We start from the raw sequence: 16,202 nt of genomic DNA on the forward strand, positions 1-16,202 counted from the left end.
CACCTCGATGACGAAATCAGCGGGCGATGATCAGCGGATGCCCGCGCTCCGGGTGCGACTGCACCAAAACCTCCAGACCGAACACGGCCTTGAGCGACTCCGGACGCAACACCTGCTGCGGCGTGTCCAGCGCCACCGGGCGCCCGCCTTCAAGCAGCAGGATGCGATCACAATAGCGCGCCGCCAGGTTCAGATCATGCAGGATCACCATCACTGCAGCGCCACGATCGGCAAACTCACGCACGGCTTGAAGGGTGGTGTGTTGATGCAGTGGATCGAGCATCGAAGTCGGCTCATCCAGCAACAAGGTCTGCCCGGCCTGCCCCGGCCACAACTGCGCCAGCACGCGGGCCAGATGCACCCGCTGGCGCTCGCCACCGGACAACGCCAGATAACTGCGTCCGCTCAGATGACCGGCATCCGCTGCCAGCAACGCGGCGGTAACAATCTCGTCGTCGCGCACTCTGCCGGTCTGATACGGCAAACGCCCCATCCCGACCACTTCTTCGACGCGAAAGGCAAAATCCAGCGTCGACACCTGGGGCAATACCGCCAACCGCTGAGCGCGCTGACTGCCACTCCAATGGCTCAAGGCTTCGCCGTCGAGAGAAACGCTGCCTTCACTGGCCGTCAGTTCCCCGCACAATGCCCCGAGCAAAGTGCTTTTGCCGGCGCCATTGGGGCCGAGCACACCGAGCACTTCACCCGACTCCAGTTGCAGATTGATGTCAGCCAGTACCGTCTTGCGGCCACGACGGATGTGCAGATTGTGCGCACGCAGCATCAGGCACGTCCTCGCAGCAGCAAATAAAGGAAGAACGGCGCGCCGATGAATGCAGTGACAATGCCAATTGGCAACTCTGCCGGTGCCAGCGCCAGCCGCGCCACCAGATCCGCCAGCAACAACAGACTGGCACCGGCCAGCACCGAAGCCGGCAACAACACGCGATGATCCGGCCCGGCGAGCAAACGCACCAGATGCGGCACCACCAGCCCGACAAATCCGATCATCCCGGCCGCCGCCACTGCAGCCCCGACACCCAGCGCGGTGCAGAACACCAGCTCACGCTTGAGTCGCTCGACATCGATCCCCAGATGCCCGGCTTCCGACTCCCCGAGCAGCAACGCATTCAGCGCTTTGGCCCGACGCGGAAGCCATAACGCGACACCGGCGCTGATGATCAGCAGCGGCCACAACCGCGCATAACTCGCGCCGTTGAGACTGCCAAGGTTCCAGAAAGTCAGGGTTCGCAGGGTCGCGTCGTCCGCCAGATAGGTAAAAAGCCCCACAGCAGAACTGGCGAGCGCAGTCAGGGCGATGCCTGCCAGCAACATGGTCGCGACATTGGTCTGCCCGTTGCGACGGCCGAGCCGGTAGACCAGCGCCGTCACACCAAGACCACCGAGAAATGCACACACAGACAGCAGATACGGCCCGAACCACTCCGGCAAACCGCCGAAAAACGAACCGCCGACAATCGCCACCGCCGCGCCTAAAGCAGCGCCACTGGAGACGCCAACCAACCCGGGATCGGCCAGCGGATTGCGAAACAAGCCCTGCATCGCCACACCGGACAACGCCAGCACGCCGCCGACGGCCAACCCGAGCAAAGTCCTCGGCAAGCGAATCTGCCCAAGAATCAGCTCAGCCTGTTCCAGCCCGTCCGGTGCCAACGGCACGCCGATCATGCGCAAAGCCGCCCGTAAGGTATCAAACAGCGGCAGGCTGACCGGCCCCAAGGCCAGCGACAGCCAGATCGCCAACAGACACAGCAGGATCAGGCCGATGAACAAGCCACGGGGTTTGACCAGCGTGGTCATTGGCCGCTCTGGGTCGGGTAGAAACCGTCAGACAGGGTTTTCAGCGCTCCCGGCAAACGCGGCCCGAGCCCGCCGACCAGCAGCGTCGGGTCCAGCTCCAGCACGCGTCCGGACTTGGCCGCACGGCTGGAATTGAGGATCGGGTTCTCCTTGAACAGCGCCGCTTTCGCCGCTTCGCCGGTCAGTGCGCGGTCAGCAAACACCAACACTTCGGGGTCGAGCCCGGCCAGGGACTCCACGGAAAACGGTTTGTAACCGATGTGAGTGGCCAGGTTGTGCCCGCCCGCCTGTTGCAGCAGCCAATCGGCAGCGGTGTCCTTGCCGGCAATCAATGGTTTGCCGCCGGCATGCCCGAGCAGCAACAACACACCGGGAGCCTTGTGTTTTGACTGCACCGCAACCACCCGAGCCTTCTGTGCATCAAGTTGCTGTTGATAACTTTGCAGCAGTTGCGTCGCCTGAATCTCGGCGCCCAGCAACTGGCCCAGATGAGTAACGTTTTTTTCCAGCGTCGGCAGATCCGGCTGAGCGGAGAACAATTCCACCTGCACCTTGGCACCGCGAACCTGCGTGATCACCGGAGGCGGGCCCATTTCCTCAGTGCCGATCAGGATGTCCGGACGCAGGCTGAGGATGCCTTCCGCCGACAGACTGCGCTGGTAACCAATGCTCGGCAGCGACTTGAGGGATTCGGGATGCTGGCTGGTGGTGTCGACGCCCACCAGTTTCGCCTTGCCGCCCAAGGCACTCACCCACTCCGACAAGGCACCGCCGGCACTGACCCAACGTTGCGGCAATTGGGCCGCTGCAGCCTGGTGGCTGACAAAAAGTCCGACACACAGCACGGCAACGCGGGTACTCAGGCGCATAGACAGCTTCCTTGAAGGATTTTCCCGGGCATCGGGACGGCAGGCCAAGTATCCTCGGCAGCGGTCACCGCGCAGCGGGCGAAGGAGGCCATTTGATAATTGTTTGCATTTAAACGTCAAGCTCGGACATATCCGGACACGCGCTGACACTTGAGGATAGCCATGAAGTTTCTGTGCACGGGCGCCGATCTGGCCGAGGCCGCCAGCCGCGGTTTCGAGATCGACGGGAAAAGACTGTTCGCCGTACGCCGGGCCGGCCAGGTGTACGTCTACCTCAACCGTTGCCCGCACCGGGGCGTCGGGCTCGAATGGCAACCCGACCAGTTTCTCGACCCGAGCAACAGCCTGATCCAGTGCGCCACTCACGGCGCACTGTTTCTGATCGAGGACGGTGAATGCGTGGCGGGCCCCTGCGCCGGGCAATCGCTGACGGTCATCGATTGCCGTGAGGACGCACAAGGGCTGTGGGTCGACGTTTAACCGTCGAGCAATACGTCCAGCCGACGATCGATCAACATTTCCTCATGATTTAACCGCACACCATAAGCCAGCACCTCGACCCCGGACGCCACCGCCTCACGCAAGGCATCGGCGTAGGCCGAATCGATTTCCACGGCTGGGCGCACCGCCTCGATGCCGGTCAGGTTCACGCAGTACAACTGCACCGCCCGAATCCCGTCGCGCGCCAGATGCGCGAGCTCACGCAAATGCTTGGCGCCGCGCTCTGTCACCGCATCGGGAAAGGCCGCCACCGCCGTACCGTCGAAACCCAGCGTGACACTTTTCACTTCCACGTACGCCGGCCCTGTCGGGTATTCGAGGCGAAAGTCGATGCGGCTTTTTTCCTGTCCGTAGGCCACTTCACGCTTCAGCGCGGTGAACCCGTTCAGCTCGCTGATGACGCCGCCTTGCAAGGCTTCTTCGACCAGCGCGTTGGCGCGCCCGGTGTTCACACAGAACAACCGGCCCTGCGGGGTTTCGCCAATTTCCCAGGTGCCGGGCAGCTTGCGCTTGGGGTCATTGGAGCGGCTGAACCAGACCTGACCTCCCTCGACCTGACAATTGAGCATCGAACCGGTGTTCGGGCAATGAATCGTCAGCAATTCGCCGCCAACAGTTTCGATGTCGGCGAGAAAGCGTTTGTAACGGCGGATCAACCGGCCCTCTTCAAGAGGAGGATGAAAGCGCATCAGCCTTGCCAGCTCTTCAAGCCACGGGCGATGCGCTCCACCGCCTCCTGTAGGCGAGGAAGGTTTTGCGTGTAGGCAAAGCGCACGTGATGACTGGCCTGATAGCGTCCGAAATCCAGGCCCGGGGTGAACGCTACGTGCTCGGTTTCAAGGAAGTGACGGCAGAACGCGAAGGCATCACCGCCGAACTGGCTGATATCGGCATACAAGTAGAACGCGCCTTCCGGCTCCACGGCGATATTGAAGCCCAGCTCCCGCAGTGCGGGCAGCAGGAAATCGCGACGACGGCCGAATTCGGCGCGGCGCTCCTCGAGGATCGCAATGGTATCCGGCTCGAAACAGGCCAGCGCCGCATACTGGGCCATGCTCGGCGCACTGATGTAGAGGTTCTGCGCGAGTTTTTCCAGCTCACTGACCGCCGCATCCGGCGCCACCAGCCAGCCGAGGCGCCATCCGGTCATGCCGAAATATTTGGAGAAACTGTTGAGGACAAACGCACTGTCGTCGACTTCCAGCACGCTGGCGGCATCGGTGCCGTAAGTCAGGCCGTGGTAGATCTCGTCCACCACCAGATGCCCGTGCCGCGCCTTGATGGCTGTGGATAACCCCAAAAGCTCATCGCGGGTCAGAATCGTACCGGTCGGGTTGGCCGGCGAGGCGACCAGTGCGCCGACACTGTCGTGATCCCAGTGGCGTTCCACCAGATCAGGCGTCAGTTGATAGCGTACATCCGGCCCGACAGGAACCAGTTGCGCCGCGCCCTCGACCAACCGCAAGAAATGCCGGTTGCACGGATAACCGGGATCGGCCAGCAACCAGTGCTTGCCCGGATCCACCAGCAACGCACTGGCCAGCAGCAGCGCCCCGGAGCCGCCCGGCGTGATCAGAATCCGTCGCGGATCAATATTCAGGCCATAGCGGGTCTGGTAGAAACCGGAAATCGCCTCTCGCAGCTCAGGAATGCCACGGGCGGCGGTGTAACGGGTTTTCCCCGCCGTCAGCGCGGCCTGGCCGGCGCGGATGATCGGTTCGGCGGTCGTGAAGTCCGGTTCGCCGATTTCCAGGTGGATCACGTCGTGGCCGTCAGCCTGCAATTCATTGGCCCGCGCCAGCAACGCCATCACATGGAACGGTTCGATCGCACGACTGCGCGCACTGTAGGGCTGAGCCATTGGCCTTCCTTCAACGAGGGAAAAGAAACGATTCTACCCATCTGCCGGAACGAGCGAGAACCCGTAGCGGTCACAGCCTCAAGAACACTGGACTGTAACGACACAAGCGTACGCTCCAGGATTGACTAAAATGATTGATTGTCAGGTCTCCAGCACCACCAGACATGGCTTGGCAAACATTTGCAAGCACCACCGGCCGCGGGCTCGACATCCGGGAGTAGCGCGGGCCGAATTGATCTGGTAAGTTCGCCCGCTTGCAGCCGCAGGGCCGGCAGGTGTCGGTGATGGAGCAATCCTGCGCAATGGATTACAAGAGTAGAGGCGGTCCATTTCATGCCCACCCAAGCAAAGCAACAGCAGCAACAGGCGATCAGCGGTTTCGAACCTTACGTTCCGGCCGAAGGCGAAGAGTACATGGGCAAGCCCATGCGCGCGCACTTCACCAAGATCCTGACCAAGTGGAAACTGGACTTGATGCAGGAAGTCGACCGCACTGTTGATCACATGAAAGACGAAGCAGCCAACTTCCCTGATCCGGCCGACCGTGCCAGCCAGGAAGAAGAATTCGCCCTTGAGCTGCGTGCCCGCGACCGCGAGCGCAAGTTGATCAAGAAGATCGACAAGACGCTGCAACTGATCGAAGACGAAGAGTACGGCTGGTGTGATTCCTGCGGCATCGAGATCGGCGTCAAGCGCCTCGAAGCCCGCCCGACTGCCGACATGTGCGTCGACTGCAAGAACCTTGCGGAAATCAAGGAAAAGCAGGTCGGCAAGTAATCCCGACCTGAACGAGAAACGGAGCGTGCGAACGCTCCGTTTTTGTTTCTGCTGTTTTTTGACTCTCTAGTAGCATCGCTCTCATGACTGCCAACACCTCCCCCGCCTACATCGGCCGCTTTGCGCCTACACCCAGTGGACACCTGCACTTCGGTTCGCTGGTGGCTGCACTGGCTTCTTATCTGGACGCCCGCTCGGTAAATGGCCGCTGGCTGGTGCGCATGGAAGATCTCGATCCGCCCCGGGAAGAGCCGGGGGCGCAAGCCGCGATTCTCAAGGCGCTGGAAAGCTACGGCTTCGAATGGGACGGCGAAATGGTCCGCCAGAGCGACCGGCATGACGCCTACGCGCAAGTGCTCGACAGTCTGTTCAATCACGGTCTGGCGTACGCCTGCACCTGCTCGCGCAAACAACTGGAGCCCTATCACGGCATTTATCCGGGACTGTGCCGCAATGCCGGCCATGGTCAGGAAGACGCCGCGATCCGCCTGCGCGTGCCCGAGCTGGAATATCACTTCATCGACCGGGTGCAGGGCGAATACCGTCAGCACCTGGGCCGTGACGTGGGTGATTTCGTGATCCGCCGCCGCGACGGCCTGTACGCCTATCAACTGGCGGTGGTGCTGGACGACGCCTGGCAGGGCATCACCGACATCGTGCGCGGCGCCGATCTGCTCGACTCGACGCCGCGCCAACTCTACCTGCAAGAACTGCTGGGCCTGCGCCAGCCGCGTTATCTGCACCTGCCGCTGATTACCCAGCCCGACGGCAACAAGCTCGGCAAGTCCTACCGCTCGCCACCGCTGGAAGCCGATCAGGCCACGCCACTGCTGCTGCGCGCCTTGCGCGCGCTGGGGCAAAATCCCGGCGCCGAACTGGCCCACGCCTCGCCGCAAGAACTGTTGAATTGGGGCAGCGCCCACTGGGATGCCTCGAAAATCCCGCGCACACTGACCCTGCCTGAAGCGCAACTGCTGTGACGACACTTGCAGTGGCGCGCCCATCCGTTACCATCGCCGCACGTTTTCGGGCACGCGCATAAAAAAGAGAGGCCGGGATGTACATCTATCGCTTGGTCCTGCTTCTGGTCGTGGGGATCTACCTGTTTTCTCCCGCCATCATGGATTGGTGGATCGACGCCACGGGCGCCTGGTATCGCCCTTATCTGCTCTGGCTGATCCTGATCGTCGTGACCTTCATCCTTCAGAGCCAAAAAGATGCCGATGAGCTTTAGCCTGACCCAGATGCTGCTGATCAGCGCCGCCTACTTGGCCGCGCTGTTCGGAGTGGCCTGGATCAGTGAACGGGGCATGATCCCGCGGGCGATCATTCGCCATCCGCTGACCTACACCCTGTCGCTGGGGGTCTACGCCAGTGCGTGGGCGTTCTACGGTACGGTCGGTCTGGCTTATCAGTACGGCTACGGCTTTCTGTCCAGTTATCTCGGGGTGTCCGGCGCGTTTCTGCTGGCGCCGGTGCTGCTTTATCCGATCCTGAAGATCACTCGCACTTATCAACTGTCGTCGCTGGCGGACTTGTTCGCGTTCCGCTTCCGCAGCACCTGGGCTGGTGCGCTGACCACGATTTTCATGCTGATCGGCGTATTGCCGTTGCTGGCGTTGCAGATCCAGGCCGTGGCCGATTCCATCGGCATTCTTACCGGCGAACCGGTGCAGAATCGCGTGGCCCTGGCGTTTTGTGCGCTGATCATTCTGTTCACGATCTTCTTCGGCTCCCGCCATATCGCCACCCGTGAAAAGCACGAAGGGCTGGTGTTTGCGATCGCCTTCGAATCGGTGATCAAACTGGCCGCTCTCGGCGGCGTCGGCCTCTACGCCTTGTATGGTGTGTTCGACGGCCCGCAACAGCTCGAACTGTGGCTGCTGCAGAACCAGACCGCCCTCGCCGCCCTGCACACCCCTTTGCAGGAAGGCCCGTGGCGCACGTTGCTGCTGGTGTTTTTCGCCTCGGCGATCGTGATGCCGCACATGTATCACATGACCTTTACCGAGAACCTCAACCCGCGTTCGCTGGTGAGTGCGAGCTGGGGCCTGCCGCTGTTCCTGCTGCTGATGAGTCTCGCCGTGCCGCTGATTCTCTGGGCCGGCCTGAAACTCGGTGCCACCACCAATCCGGAATACTTCACCCTCGGCATCGGCATTGCTGCCAACAGCAAGGCGCTGGCGCTGCTGGCGTACGTCGGCGGTCTGTCGGCGGCCAGCGGCCTGATCATCGTCACCACGCTGGCGCTTTCTGGCATGGCCCTGAACCATCTGGTGCTGCCGCTCTACCAGCCTCCGGCTGAAGGCAACATCTACCGCTGGCTGAAATGGACCCGCCGGGCGCTGATCGTCGCGATCATCATGGCCGGTTTCTGCTTCTACCTGATGCTCGGCGCGGAACAGGATCTGGCCAACCTCGGCATCGTCGCCTTCGTCGCGACCCTGCAATTCCTGCCTGGCGTGCTGTCGGTACTGTACTGGCCGACCGCTAACCGCCGCGGTTTCATCGCCGGTCTGCTGGCGGGGATTCTGGTGTGGGTGGTGACCATGCTGCTGCCGCTGGTCGGCAATCTGCAAGGTTTCTATATCCCGCTGCTGAACATGATCTACGTGCTCGACGACACCAGCTGGCACATGGCGGCCATCGCCTCGCTGGCGGCCAACGTCTTGATGTTCACCCTGATCTCGCTGTTCACCAATGCCAGCCCGGAAGAGGCCAGCGCCGCCGAAGCCTGCGCGGTGGACAACGTGCGTCGCCCGCAACGCCGGGAACTGCACGCCGCCTCGCCGCAGGAATTCGCCACGCAACTGGCCAAACCACTGGGTGCCAAGGCTGCGCAGAAAGAGGTCGAACAGGCCCTGCGCGATCTTTATCTACCGTTCGACGAGCGCCGCCCTTATGCCTTGCGCCGTTTGCGTGACCGGATCGAAGCCAACCTCTCCGGCCTGATGGGCCCGAGCGTCGCCCAGGACATGGTGGAAACCTTCCTGCCGTACAAGGCGGGCGGTGAAAACTACGTCACCGAAGACATTCACTTCATTGAAAGTCGCCTTGAGGACTACCACTCGCGCCTCACCGGCCTCGCCGCCGAACTCGATGCCCTGCGCCGCTACCACCGCCAGACCTTGCAGGAACTGCCGATGGGCGTCTGCTCGCTGGCCAAGGATCAGGAGATCCTGATGTGGAACAAGGCCATGGAAGAGCTGACCGGGATTGCCGCGCAACGGGTCGTCGGATCGCGCTTGAGCACCATCGCCAATCCGTGGAAAGAGTTGCTGCAAGGCTTCATCAACCTGCCCGACGAACATTTGCACAAACAGCACCTGGCCCTCGACGGCCAGACCCGCTGGCTGAACCTGCACAAAGCGGCCATCGACGAGCCCCTGGCGCCGGGTAACAGCGGCCTCGTGCTGCTGGTGGAAGACCTGACCGAAACCCAGATGCTCGAAGACAAACTGGTGCACTCCGAGCGCCTGGCCAGCATTGGCCGACTCGCGGCCGGCGTGGCCCATGAAATCGGCAACCCGATCACCGGTATCGCCTGTCTTGCGCAAAACCTGCGTGAAGAACGCGAAGACGACGGCGAACTGACGGAAATCAGCGGCCAGATCCTCGAGCAGACCAAACGCGTGTCGCGCATCGTGCAGTCGCTGATGAGCTTCGCCCACGCCGGCAGCCATCAGCACAGCGACGAGCCCGTCTGTCTGGCGGAAGTGGCTCAGGACGCCATCGGCCTGCTGGCCCTGAACCGACGCAACTTCGAAGTCCAGTTCTACAACCTGTGCGACCCCGACCACTGGGTCGAAGGCGACCCGCAGCGGCTCGCCCAGGTCCTGATCAATCTGCTCTCCAACGCCCGTGACGCCTCGCCTGCCGGCAGTGCGGTGCGGGTCAAGAGCGAAGCCGGCGAACACACGGTCGATCTGATCGTCGAGGACGAAGGCAGCGGCATCCCATCGAGCATCATGGATCGATTGTTCGAACCCTTCTTCACCACCAAGGATCCTGGCGAAGGCACCGGTCTGGGCCTTGCACTGGTCTATTCCATCGTTGAAGAGCATTATGGACAAATCACCATCGACAGCCCGGCTGATGTTCAGAGCCAGCGCGGCACCCGTATCCGGGTGACATTGCCGCGTCATGTCGAAGCGACGTCCGCTGTGAACTGAGACCGTCGAGAGTATCGAATCAATGCCGCACATTTTGATCGTCGAAGACGAAACCATTATCCGCTCCGCCTTGCGCCGCCTGCTGGAACGCAACCAGTACCAGGTCAGCGAAGCCGGTTCAGTGCAGGAAGCACAAGAACGCTTCAGTATTCCCACTTTCGATCTGATCGTCAGCGACCTGCGTCTGCCGGGTGCTCCGGGCACCGAGCTGATCAAGCTCGGCCAGGGCACGCCGGTGCTGATCATGACCAGCTACGCCAGCCTGCGCTCGGCGGTCGACTCGATGAAGATGGGCGCGGTGGACTACATCGCCAAGCCTTTCGACCACGACGAGATGCTTCAAGCTGTCGCGCGGATCCTGCGTGATCGCCAGTCGGCGCCGGCTGCCGGCGAAGTTGTTACCGGCAAAACTGCCAACGGTAACGGCAAATCCGCCGTCGACAACAGCAACGGCGAGATCGGCATCATCGGCTCCTGCCCACCCATGCAGGACCTTTACGGCAAGATCCGTAAAGTCGCCCCGACGGATTCCAATGTATTGATCCAGGGTGAGTCCGGCACCGGTAAAGAACTGGTGGCCCGCGCCCTGCACAACCTGTCGAAACGCGCCAAGGCACCGATGATCTCGGTGAACTGCGCCGCCATTCCGGAAAGCCTGATCGAGTCCGAACTGTTCGGTCACGAGAAAGGCGCGTTCACCGGTGCCAGCGCCGGTCGCGCCGGCCTGGTGGAAGCGGCGGACGGCGGCACGCTGTTCCTCGACGAGATCGGCGAATTGCCACTGGAAGCACAGGCCCGCCTGCTGCGCGTATTGCAGGAAGGCGAAATTCGCCGGGTTGGCTCGGTCCAGTCGCAGAAGGTCGATGTTCGACTGATCGCCGCAACCCACCGCGACCTCAAGAGCCTGGCGAAAATCGGCCAGTTCCGTGAGGACTTGTACTACCGCCTCCACGTGATCGCGTTGAAACTGCCGGCCCTGCGCGAGCGTGGCGCCGACGTCAACGAAATCGCCAATGCGTTCCTCGCTCGCCAGAGCGCACGCATCAACCGCACCGACCTGAAATTTGCCGCCGATGCCGAACAGGCCATCCGGCACTATTCCTGGCCGGGCAACGTGCGGGAGCTGGAAAACGCCGTCGAGCGCGCCGTGATTCTGAGCGAAAGCCCGGAAATCTCTGCCGACCTGCTGGGCATCGACATCGAGCTGGGTGACCTGGAGGACGATGAGTTCATCGGTCTGCCGGCGCAACCGGCCGGTAACGCCAGCAACAGCAGCCACGAGCCGACCGAAGATCTGTCGCTGGAAGATTACTTCCAGCATTTCGTGCTCGAGCATCAGGACCACATGACCGAGACCGAACTGGCGCGCAAACTGGGCGTCAGCCGCAAATGCCTGTGGGAGCGCCGTCAGCGTCTGGGCATTCCACGGCGCAAGACCGGGGTCGCCAGCGAGAGCTGAACGTTACCTGTCGAGTGTGCGGGTAACGGTTGAGGATGTGAAAAAACTGTTACCTCAGTCTTTTCACGTAACAGAAGCCGGGGTTATCGGTAACGAAACCCCGGCTTTTTTTCGCCCTGCGAAAACGGTTATATCGACCTAACCCCTTGTTTTATTGGGGTTCGCAAAAGTTGGCACGGCACCTGCTATATGTTTGGTACAAGAACAATAACAAGCAATGCACAAGACAATAAAAATAAGACGAATCGACTCACGCACAATAAAAACAAGACGGCGAGAGGCGCAGCTAACTGATTCTTTTGGAGAGGCGTTGTATTTGGGGCTTGCCCCACGACCAGGCCGAGAACAACAAAAACTGTCTTAAGACAGAGCCTGTACTGGTTGGATCGAGAGATCACTGCAATTCAGCGACCAAAGCAATCCGTTTGCTCTTGGCTCCCGATTGGGAGGGTCATGAAGGAAAAGCTTCATGGCGAGGGCACTCAACAAAAACAAGAAGCCCGAATCAATAATAAAAAGAGCACGCAACTACTTCTTGGGGAGCTTCGGCTCCCCTTGTAGTTTCTCCCCCGCAGCAAAATCCCCCTCACTCATCCTTTTCGACGCCTTTAGCCTGCGGCTTGCAGCGCAAAATGCCTGCGTCCTACACCATCACTCGACTAAATGCTAGAATCCCGGCCCATCATGCGGTCATTCTTTGGTCTGGCCGAACATTCCTTCAAACAGTGCATCCCATGCTGAAGAAGTTGTTCCAGTCATTCCGAACTCCCGTTCGTCGTACTCAACACATCCGTAGCACGCCTGAAGTCCTCAACAGCGGCCAACATTCGCTGCAAAAGGGCCAATTCAGCCGTTACGCGGTCAATATCGTCGAACGTCTGCAAGGCGCCGGTTACCAGGCTTATCTGGTCGGCGGTTGCGTGCGCGACATGCTGCTGGGCATCACGCCCAAAGACTTTGACGTTGCCACCAGCGCTACCCCCGAGCAGGTCCGCGCCGAATTCCGCAATGCGCGGATTATCGGCCGCCGCTTCAAGCTGGTGCACATCCATTTCGGTCGCGAAATCATCGAGGTCGCGACCTTCCGCGCCAATCACCCGCAAAACGAAGATGACGAAGACAGCAACCAGTCTTCGCGCAACGAGAGCGGGCGCATTCTGCGCGACAACGTCTACGGCACGCTGGAAGAAGACGCACAACGCCGCGACTTCACCATCAACGCCCTGTATTACGATCCGGTCAGCGAGCGCATTCTCGATTACGCCAACGGCGTGCACGACATCCGCAATCATCTGATCCGCCTGATCGGCGACCCGAAGCAGCGTTACCAGGAAGACCCGGTGCGGATGCTGCGAGCCGTGCGTTTCGCCGCCAAGCTCAACTTCGGCATCGAAAAGCACACCGTCCAGCCGATCCGCGAACTGGCGCCGATGCTGCGCGAGATTCCATCGGCCCGGCTGTTCGAGGAAGTGCTCAAGCTGTTCCTCTCCGGACATGGCGCCATCACCTTCGAAATGCTGGTCGACCTGCAACTGTTCGCGCCGTTGTTCCCGGCCAGTGCCGATGCGCTGGAATACAACCCGGAATACACCCACACGCTGATCAGCGAAGCGCTGACCAACACTGATCTGCGGATCAAGCAGAACAAACCGGTGACCCCGGCGTTCCTGTTTGCCGCACTGCTGTGGCCTGCCCTGCCGGCCCGCGTGTTGCGTCTGCAAGAGCGTGGCATGCCGCCGATTCCGGCGATGCAGGAAGCCGCCCACGAGTTGATCGCCGAACAGTGCCAGCGCATTGCGATTCCAAAACGCTTCACCATGCCGATCCGCGAGATCTGGGACATGCAGGAACGCCTGCCACGCCGCAGCGGCAAACGCGCCGACCTGTTGCTGGACAATCCGCGCTTCCGCGCCGGCTACGATTTCCTGCTGCTGCGTGAAAGCGCCGGCGAGCAGACCGATGGCCTGGGCGAATGGTGGACCGATTATCAGGACGCCAATGACAGCGAGCGCCGCGACATGATCCGCGACCTCAGCGGCAAGGAAGACGGCGCCAGCGGTGCTCCGCGCAAGCGTCGCCGCAGCAGCGGTTCCAAGCGCAAACGCGCCGGCGCACCGAGCGCCACGGGCGAATAAGGCATGGAACGCATCTACATCGGCATGGGCAGCAATCTGGCTGACCCCGCCGAACAACTGCGCAGCGCGGTCGACGCGCTGGGGCAATTGCCAGACAGCGCGCTGGTCGGCGTCTCGGCCTTTTACCAGAGCGATTCGTTGCTGCCGGGCCAACCGCGTTACACCAACGCGGTCGCGGCGCTCGACAGCACACTCGCCCCACTGGAACTGCTCGATGCCCTGCAAGCCATCGAAAACGGTCAGGGCCGCGAACGCCTGGAGCGCTGGGGCCCGCGCACGCTGGACCTGGACATCCTGTTGTTCGGTGACCGACTGATCGACGAGCCGCGCCTCAAAGTCCCGCATTACCACATGCAGGAACGCGCGTTCGTCCTGTACCCCCTGGCCGAACTGGCCCCCGAAGATCTGCACCTGGCTGATGGCCGCACCCTTGCCGATCTTCTGAAAGCCTGCCCGTTCGTCGGCCTCGAACGCCTCGCCCACGCCTGACCCAAACCGCCGATGCGGGAGCAAACTGGCTCCCGCATTTTGCGTTCTTGTAGGACAAAAACTCCGCAGATCAGGCCCGCCGGCCCGCTGAATCGCATCAGTAACGCCGGTAACACTCCCGTCGTAACAATGCGGTAACACATGCAATTGACTTCCTGAGGCCTCATCACGACTATAGGCGTCCCGCTGCCGCCAACCCGGCATACAAGGGCGCAATCCAGGCCTTATAAGCACGACAAAAGAGCGTGCGCCTGAGTAGATGACGAATCACGCGCGTTACTCGCAGTAGTTTCCAAAGCGCCTGAACGAGGATTTCTTACATGCCAGCCATCACCCTGACCACGCTCCAGAGCCTCAAGCAGAAAGGTGAAAAGATCACCATGCTGACCTGCTATGACGCGACCTTCGCCCACGCCTGCAACGAGGCCGGTGTCGAAGTGCTGCTGGTGGGCGACTCCCTCGGCATGGTCCTGCAAGGTCACGACAGCACCCTGCCGGTGACCATTGCGGAAATGGCCTACCACACCGCCAGCGTCAAGCGCGGCAACACCGACGCCCTGATCCTGGCCGACCTGCCTTTCATGGCCAACGCCACCCTTGAACAAACCATGACCAACAGCGCCATGCTGATGCAGGCCGGCGCACACATGGTCAAGGTCGAAGGCGCGCTGTGGCTGGCGGAGTCGATCCGCCTGCTGGCCGAACGTGGCGTTCCGGTCTGCGCCCACATGGGCCTGACCCCGCAAGCCGTGAACATTCTCGGTGGCTATAAAGTGCAGGGTCGCAACGAAAACCAGGCACGCCAGATGCGCGCCGACGCGATTTCCCTGGAGCAGGCCGGCGCGGCCATGTTGCTGCTGGAATGCGTGCCGAGCGAACTGGCTGCCGAAATCACCAGCGCAGTAAAAATCCCGGTGATCGGCATCGGCGCCGGCGCCGACACCGACGGTCAGGTCCTGGTGCTGCACGACATGCTCGGCCTGTCGATCAGCGGCCGCGTACCGAAATTCGTCAAGAACTTCATGCAGGGTCAGGACAGCATCCAGTCCGCATTGAAGGCGTACGTCAGCGAAGTCAAAGCCGCCACTTTCCCTGGGATCGAACACGGATTCTCTGCATGAACACCGTTAAAACCGTACGTGAACTGCGCGCTGCCGTGGCGCGCGCCCGCAGCGAAGGCAAGCGCATCGGCTTCGTGCCGACCATGGGCAACCTGCACAGCGGCCACATCGCACTGATCACCAAGGCCAGGCAGCGAGTGGACTTCGTGGTCGCGAGCATTTTCGTCAACCCGCTGCAGTTCGGCGCCGGCGAAGACCTCGACAAATACCCGCGCACCCTGGCGGCGGATCAGGAAAAGCTGCTGGAAGCCGGCTGCTCCCTGCTGTTCGCCCCGACCGTCGAAGAGATGTACCCCGACGGCATGGCCGGCCAGACTCGGGTCAGCGTGCCGCACTTGTCCGAAGGCCTGTGCGGTGCCAGCCGTCCGGGGCACTTCGAAGGCGTGGCGACCGTGGTCAGCAAACTGTTCAACATGGTTCAGCCGGATCTGGCGATCTTCGGTCAGAAGGACTACCAGCAACTGGCGGTGATCCGTGCGCTGGTGCATGACCTGAACATGCCGATCCAGATCATTGGCGAGCCGACCGTGCGTGCCGCCGACGGCTTGGCGCTGTCGTCGCGCAACGGTTTCCTCAGCGAGGAACAACGTGCCGTGGCGCCCGTGGTCTATCGCGCCCTGAGCAGCATCGCCGAGTCGATCAAGCAGGGCGAGCGCGACTTCCCGGCCCTGATCCAGGCACAGCGGCAACAGCTGGAAAGCGCCGGCCTGCGTCCGGACTACCTGGAAATCCGCCACGCCCTGACCCTGCGTCCGGCGACGGCGGAAGATCGTGACCTGGTGATTCTGGTGGCTGCGTTCCTCGGCACCACCCGGTTGATCGACAACCTGCACCTGAATCTCGATACCCCCGCCTGAGCACCGCAATATCAGAATGTGAGAGTGAGCCTGCTCGCTCTCACATTCGTGTCACCTCCCCTTCCAAACCGTATTGCTGACCACCAGACCATCGGGCAAACTGCCCGCCGATCCACTGCGCGCGAAAAGCAGGGACTTGC

The 16,202-nt window shown here is 61.6% G+C and carries 15 protein-coding genes; 10 read left to right on the top strand and 5 right to left on the bottom strand.

Annotation, left to right across the window (positions count from 1 at the left end; all coding sequences use genetic code 11):
• Positions 1 to 16 precede the first annotated feature (16 nt).
• The 3 genes from AC1RME_RS29315 to AC1RME_RS29325 are packed head-to-tail and all read right to left on the bottom strand — an operon-like array spanning position 17 to position 2,690.
• Positions 17 to 784, bottom strand: coding sequence for a heme ABC transporter ATP-binding protein (locus AC1RME_RS29315; protein ID WP_493092109.1), 768 nt, complete (start codon positions 782 to 784; stop codon positions 17 to 19).
• Complete coding sequence (locus tag AC1RME_RS29320; RefSeq protein ID WP_170931651.1) at positions 784 to 1,767, bottom strand: FecCD family ABC transporter permease; 984 nt, start codon at positions 1,765 to 1,767, stop codon at positions 784 to 786. The genes AC1RME_RS29315 and AC1RME_RS29320 overlap by 1 nt, the downstream gene beginning before the upstream one ends.
• A 50-nt stretch (positions 1,768 to 1,817) precedes the next feature.
• Positions 1,818 to 2,690 (bottom strand): heme/hemin ABC transporter substrate-binding protein, encoded by an 873-nt coding sequence (locus AC1RME_RS29325; RefSeq protein ID WP_493092111.1) that lies wholly within the window; start codon positions 2,688 to 2,690, stop codon positions 1,818 to 1,820.
• 162 nt (positions 2,691 to 2,852) lie between these two features.
• Between AC1RME_RS29325 and AC1RME_RS29330 the strand changes: the two genes are divergently transcribed.
• Positions 2,853 to 3,170 (top strand): Rieske (2Fe-2S) protein, encoded by a 318-nt coding sequence (locus AC1RME_RS29330; protein ID WP_493092112.1) that lies wholly within the window; start codon positions 2,853 to 2,855, stop codon positions 3,168 to 3,170.
• On the opposite strand, the gene sfsA is transcribed toward AC1RME_RS29330, so the two are convergent.
• Both sfsA and AC1RME_RS29340 read right to left on the bottom strand, forming a co-directional pair.
• Positions 3,167 to 3,880 carry a DNA/RNA nuclease SfsA gene (gene sfsA / locus AC1RME_RS29335; protein WP_493092114.1) on the bottom strand — a complete coding sequence of 238 codons (714 nt, stop codon included), beginning with the start codon at positions 3,878 to 3,880 and terminating at the stop codon, positions 3,167 to 3,169. The genes AC1RME_RS29330 and sfsA overlap by 4 nt on opposite strands.
• On the bottom strand, positions 3,880 to 5,052 hold the full coding sequence (locus tag AC1RME_RS29340) for a pyridoxal phosphate-dependent aminotransferase (protein WP_096820910.1): 1,173 nt from the start codon (positions 5,050 to 5,052) through the stop codon (positions 3,880 to 3,882). Before AC1RME_RS29340 ends, sfsA begins: the two co-directional genes overlap by 1 nt.
• A gap of 333 nt (positions 5,053 to 5,385) precedes the next feature.
• Between AC1RME_RS29340 and dksA the strand changes: the two genes are divergently transcribed.
• From dksA to panC, 9 genes are all read left to right on the top strand, one after another.
• A complete protein-coding gene (gene dksA, locus AC1RME_RS29345; protein ID WP_085712147.1) occupies positions 5,386 to 5,829 on the top strand; it encodes an RNA polymerase-binding protein DksA in 444 nt (147 codons plus the stop codon).
• Positions 5,830 to 5,912: 83 nt separating this feature from the next.
• Positions 5,913 to 6,809: a tRNA glutamyl-Q(34) synthetase GluQRS gene (gene gluQRS, locus AC1RME_RS29350; RefSeq protein WP_096820909.1), complete on the top strand. Its 897-nt coding sequence runs from the start codon at positions 5,913 to 5,915 to the stop codon at positions 6,807 to 6,809.
• Positions 6,810 to 6,886: 77 nt separating this feature from the next.
• Positions 6,887 to 7,063, top strand: coding sequence for a hypothetical protein (locus AC1RME_RS29355; protein ID WP_003176118.1), 177 nt, complete (start codon positions 6,887 to 6,889; stop codon positions 7,061 to 7,063).
• A complete protein-coding gene (locus tag AC1RME_RS29360; protein WP_173861356.1) occupies positions 7,047 to 10,001 on the top strand; it encodes a sensor histidine kinase in 2,955 nt (984 codons plus the stop codon). The genes AC1RME_RS29355 and AC1RME_RS29360 overlap by 17 nt, the downstream gene beginning before the upstream one ends.
• A gap of 22 nt (positions 10,002 to 10,023) precedes the next feature.
• On the top strand, positions 10,024 to 11,460 hold the full coding sequence (locus AC1RME_RS29365) for a sigma-54-dependent transcriptional regulator (protein WP_096820907.1): 1,437 nt from the start codon (positions 10,024 to 10,026) through the stop codon (positions 11,458 to 11,460).
• A 734-nt stretch (positions 11,461 to 12,194) separates the two neighbouring features.
• The gene (locus tag AC1RME_RS29370) at positions 12,195 to 13,595 is read left to right on the top strand and encodes a polynucleotide adenylyltransferase PcnB (RefSeq protein WP_493073033.1); all 1,401 of its coding nucleotides are present in this window, start codon (positions 12,195 to 12,197) and stop codon (positions 13,593 to 13,595) included.
• A 3-nt stretch (positions 13,596 to 13,598) separates the two neighbouring features.
• On the top strand, positions 13,599 to 14,084 hold the full coding sequence (folK, locus tag AC1RME_RS29375) for a 2-amino-4-hydroxy-6-hydroxymethyldihydropteridine diphosphokinase (RefSeq protein WP_102621081.1): 486 nt from the start codon (positions 13,599 to 13,601) through the stop codon (positions 14,082 to 14,084).
• Positions 14,085 to 14,404: 320 nt separating this feature from the next.
• Positions 14,405 to 15,205, top strand: a complete 801-nt coding sequence (gene panB / locus AC1RME_RS29380; protein WP_096820903.1) for a 3-methyl-2-oxobutanoate hydroxymethyltransferase — start codon at positions 14,405 to 14,407, stop codon at positions 15,203 to 15,205.
• The gene (panC, locus tag AC1RME_RS29385; RefSeq protein WP_493092115.1) at positions 15,202 to 16,062 is read left to right on the top strand and encodes a pantoate--beta-alanine ligase; all 861 of its coding nucleotides are present in this window, start codon (positions 15,202 to 15,204) and stop codon (positions 16,060 to 16,062) included. Before panB ends, panC begins: the two co-directional genes overlap by 4 nt.
• Positions 16,063 to 16,202 lie beyond the last annotated feature (140 nt).

The sequence above is a fragment of the Pseudomonas sp. GW822-FHT03F08 genome (genome assembly GCF_058801265.1).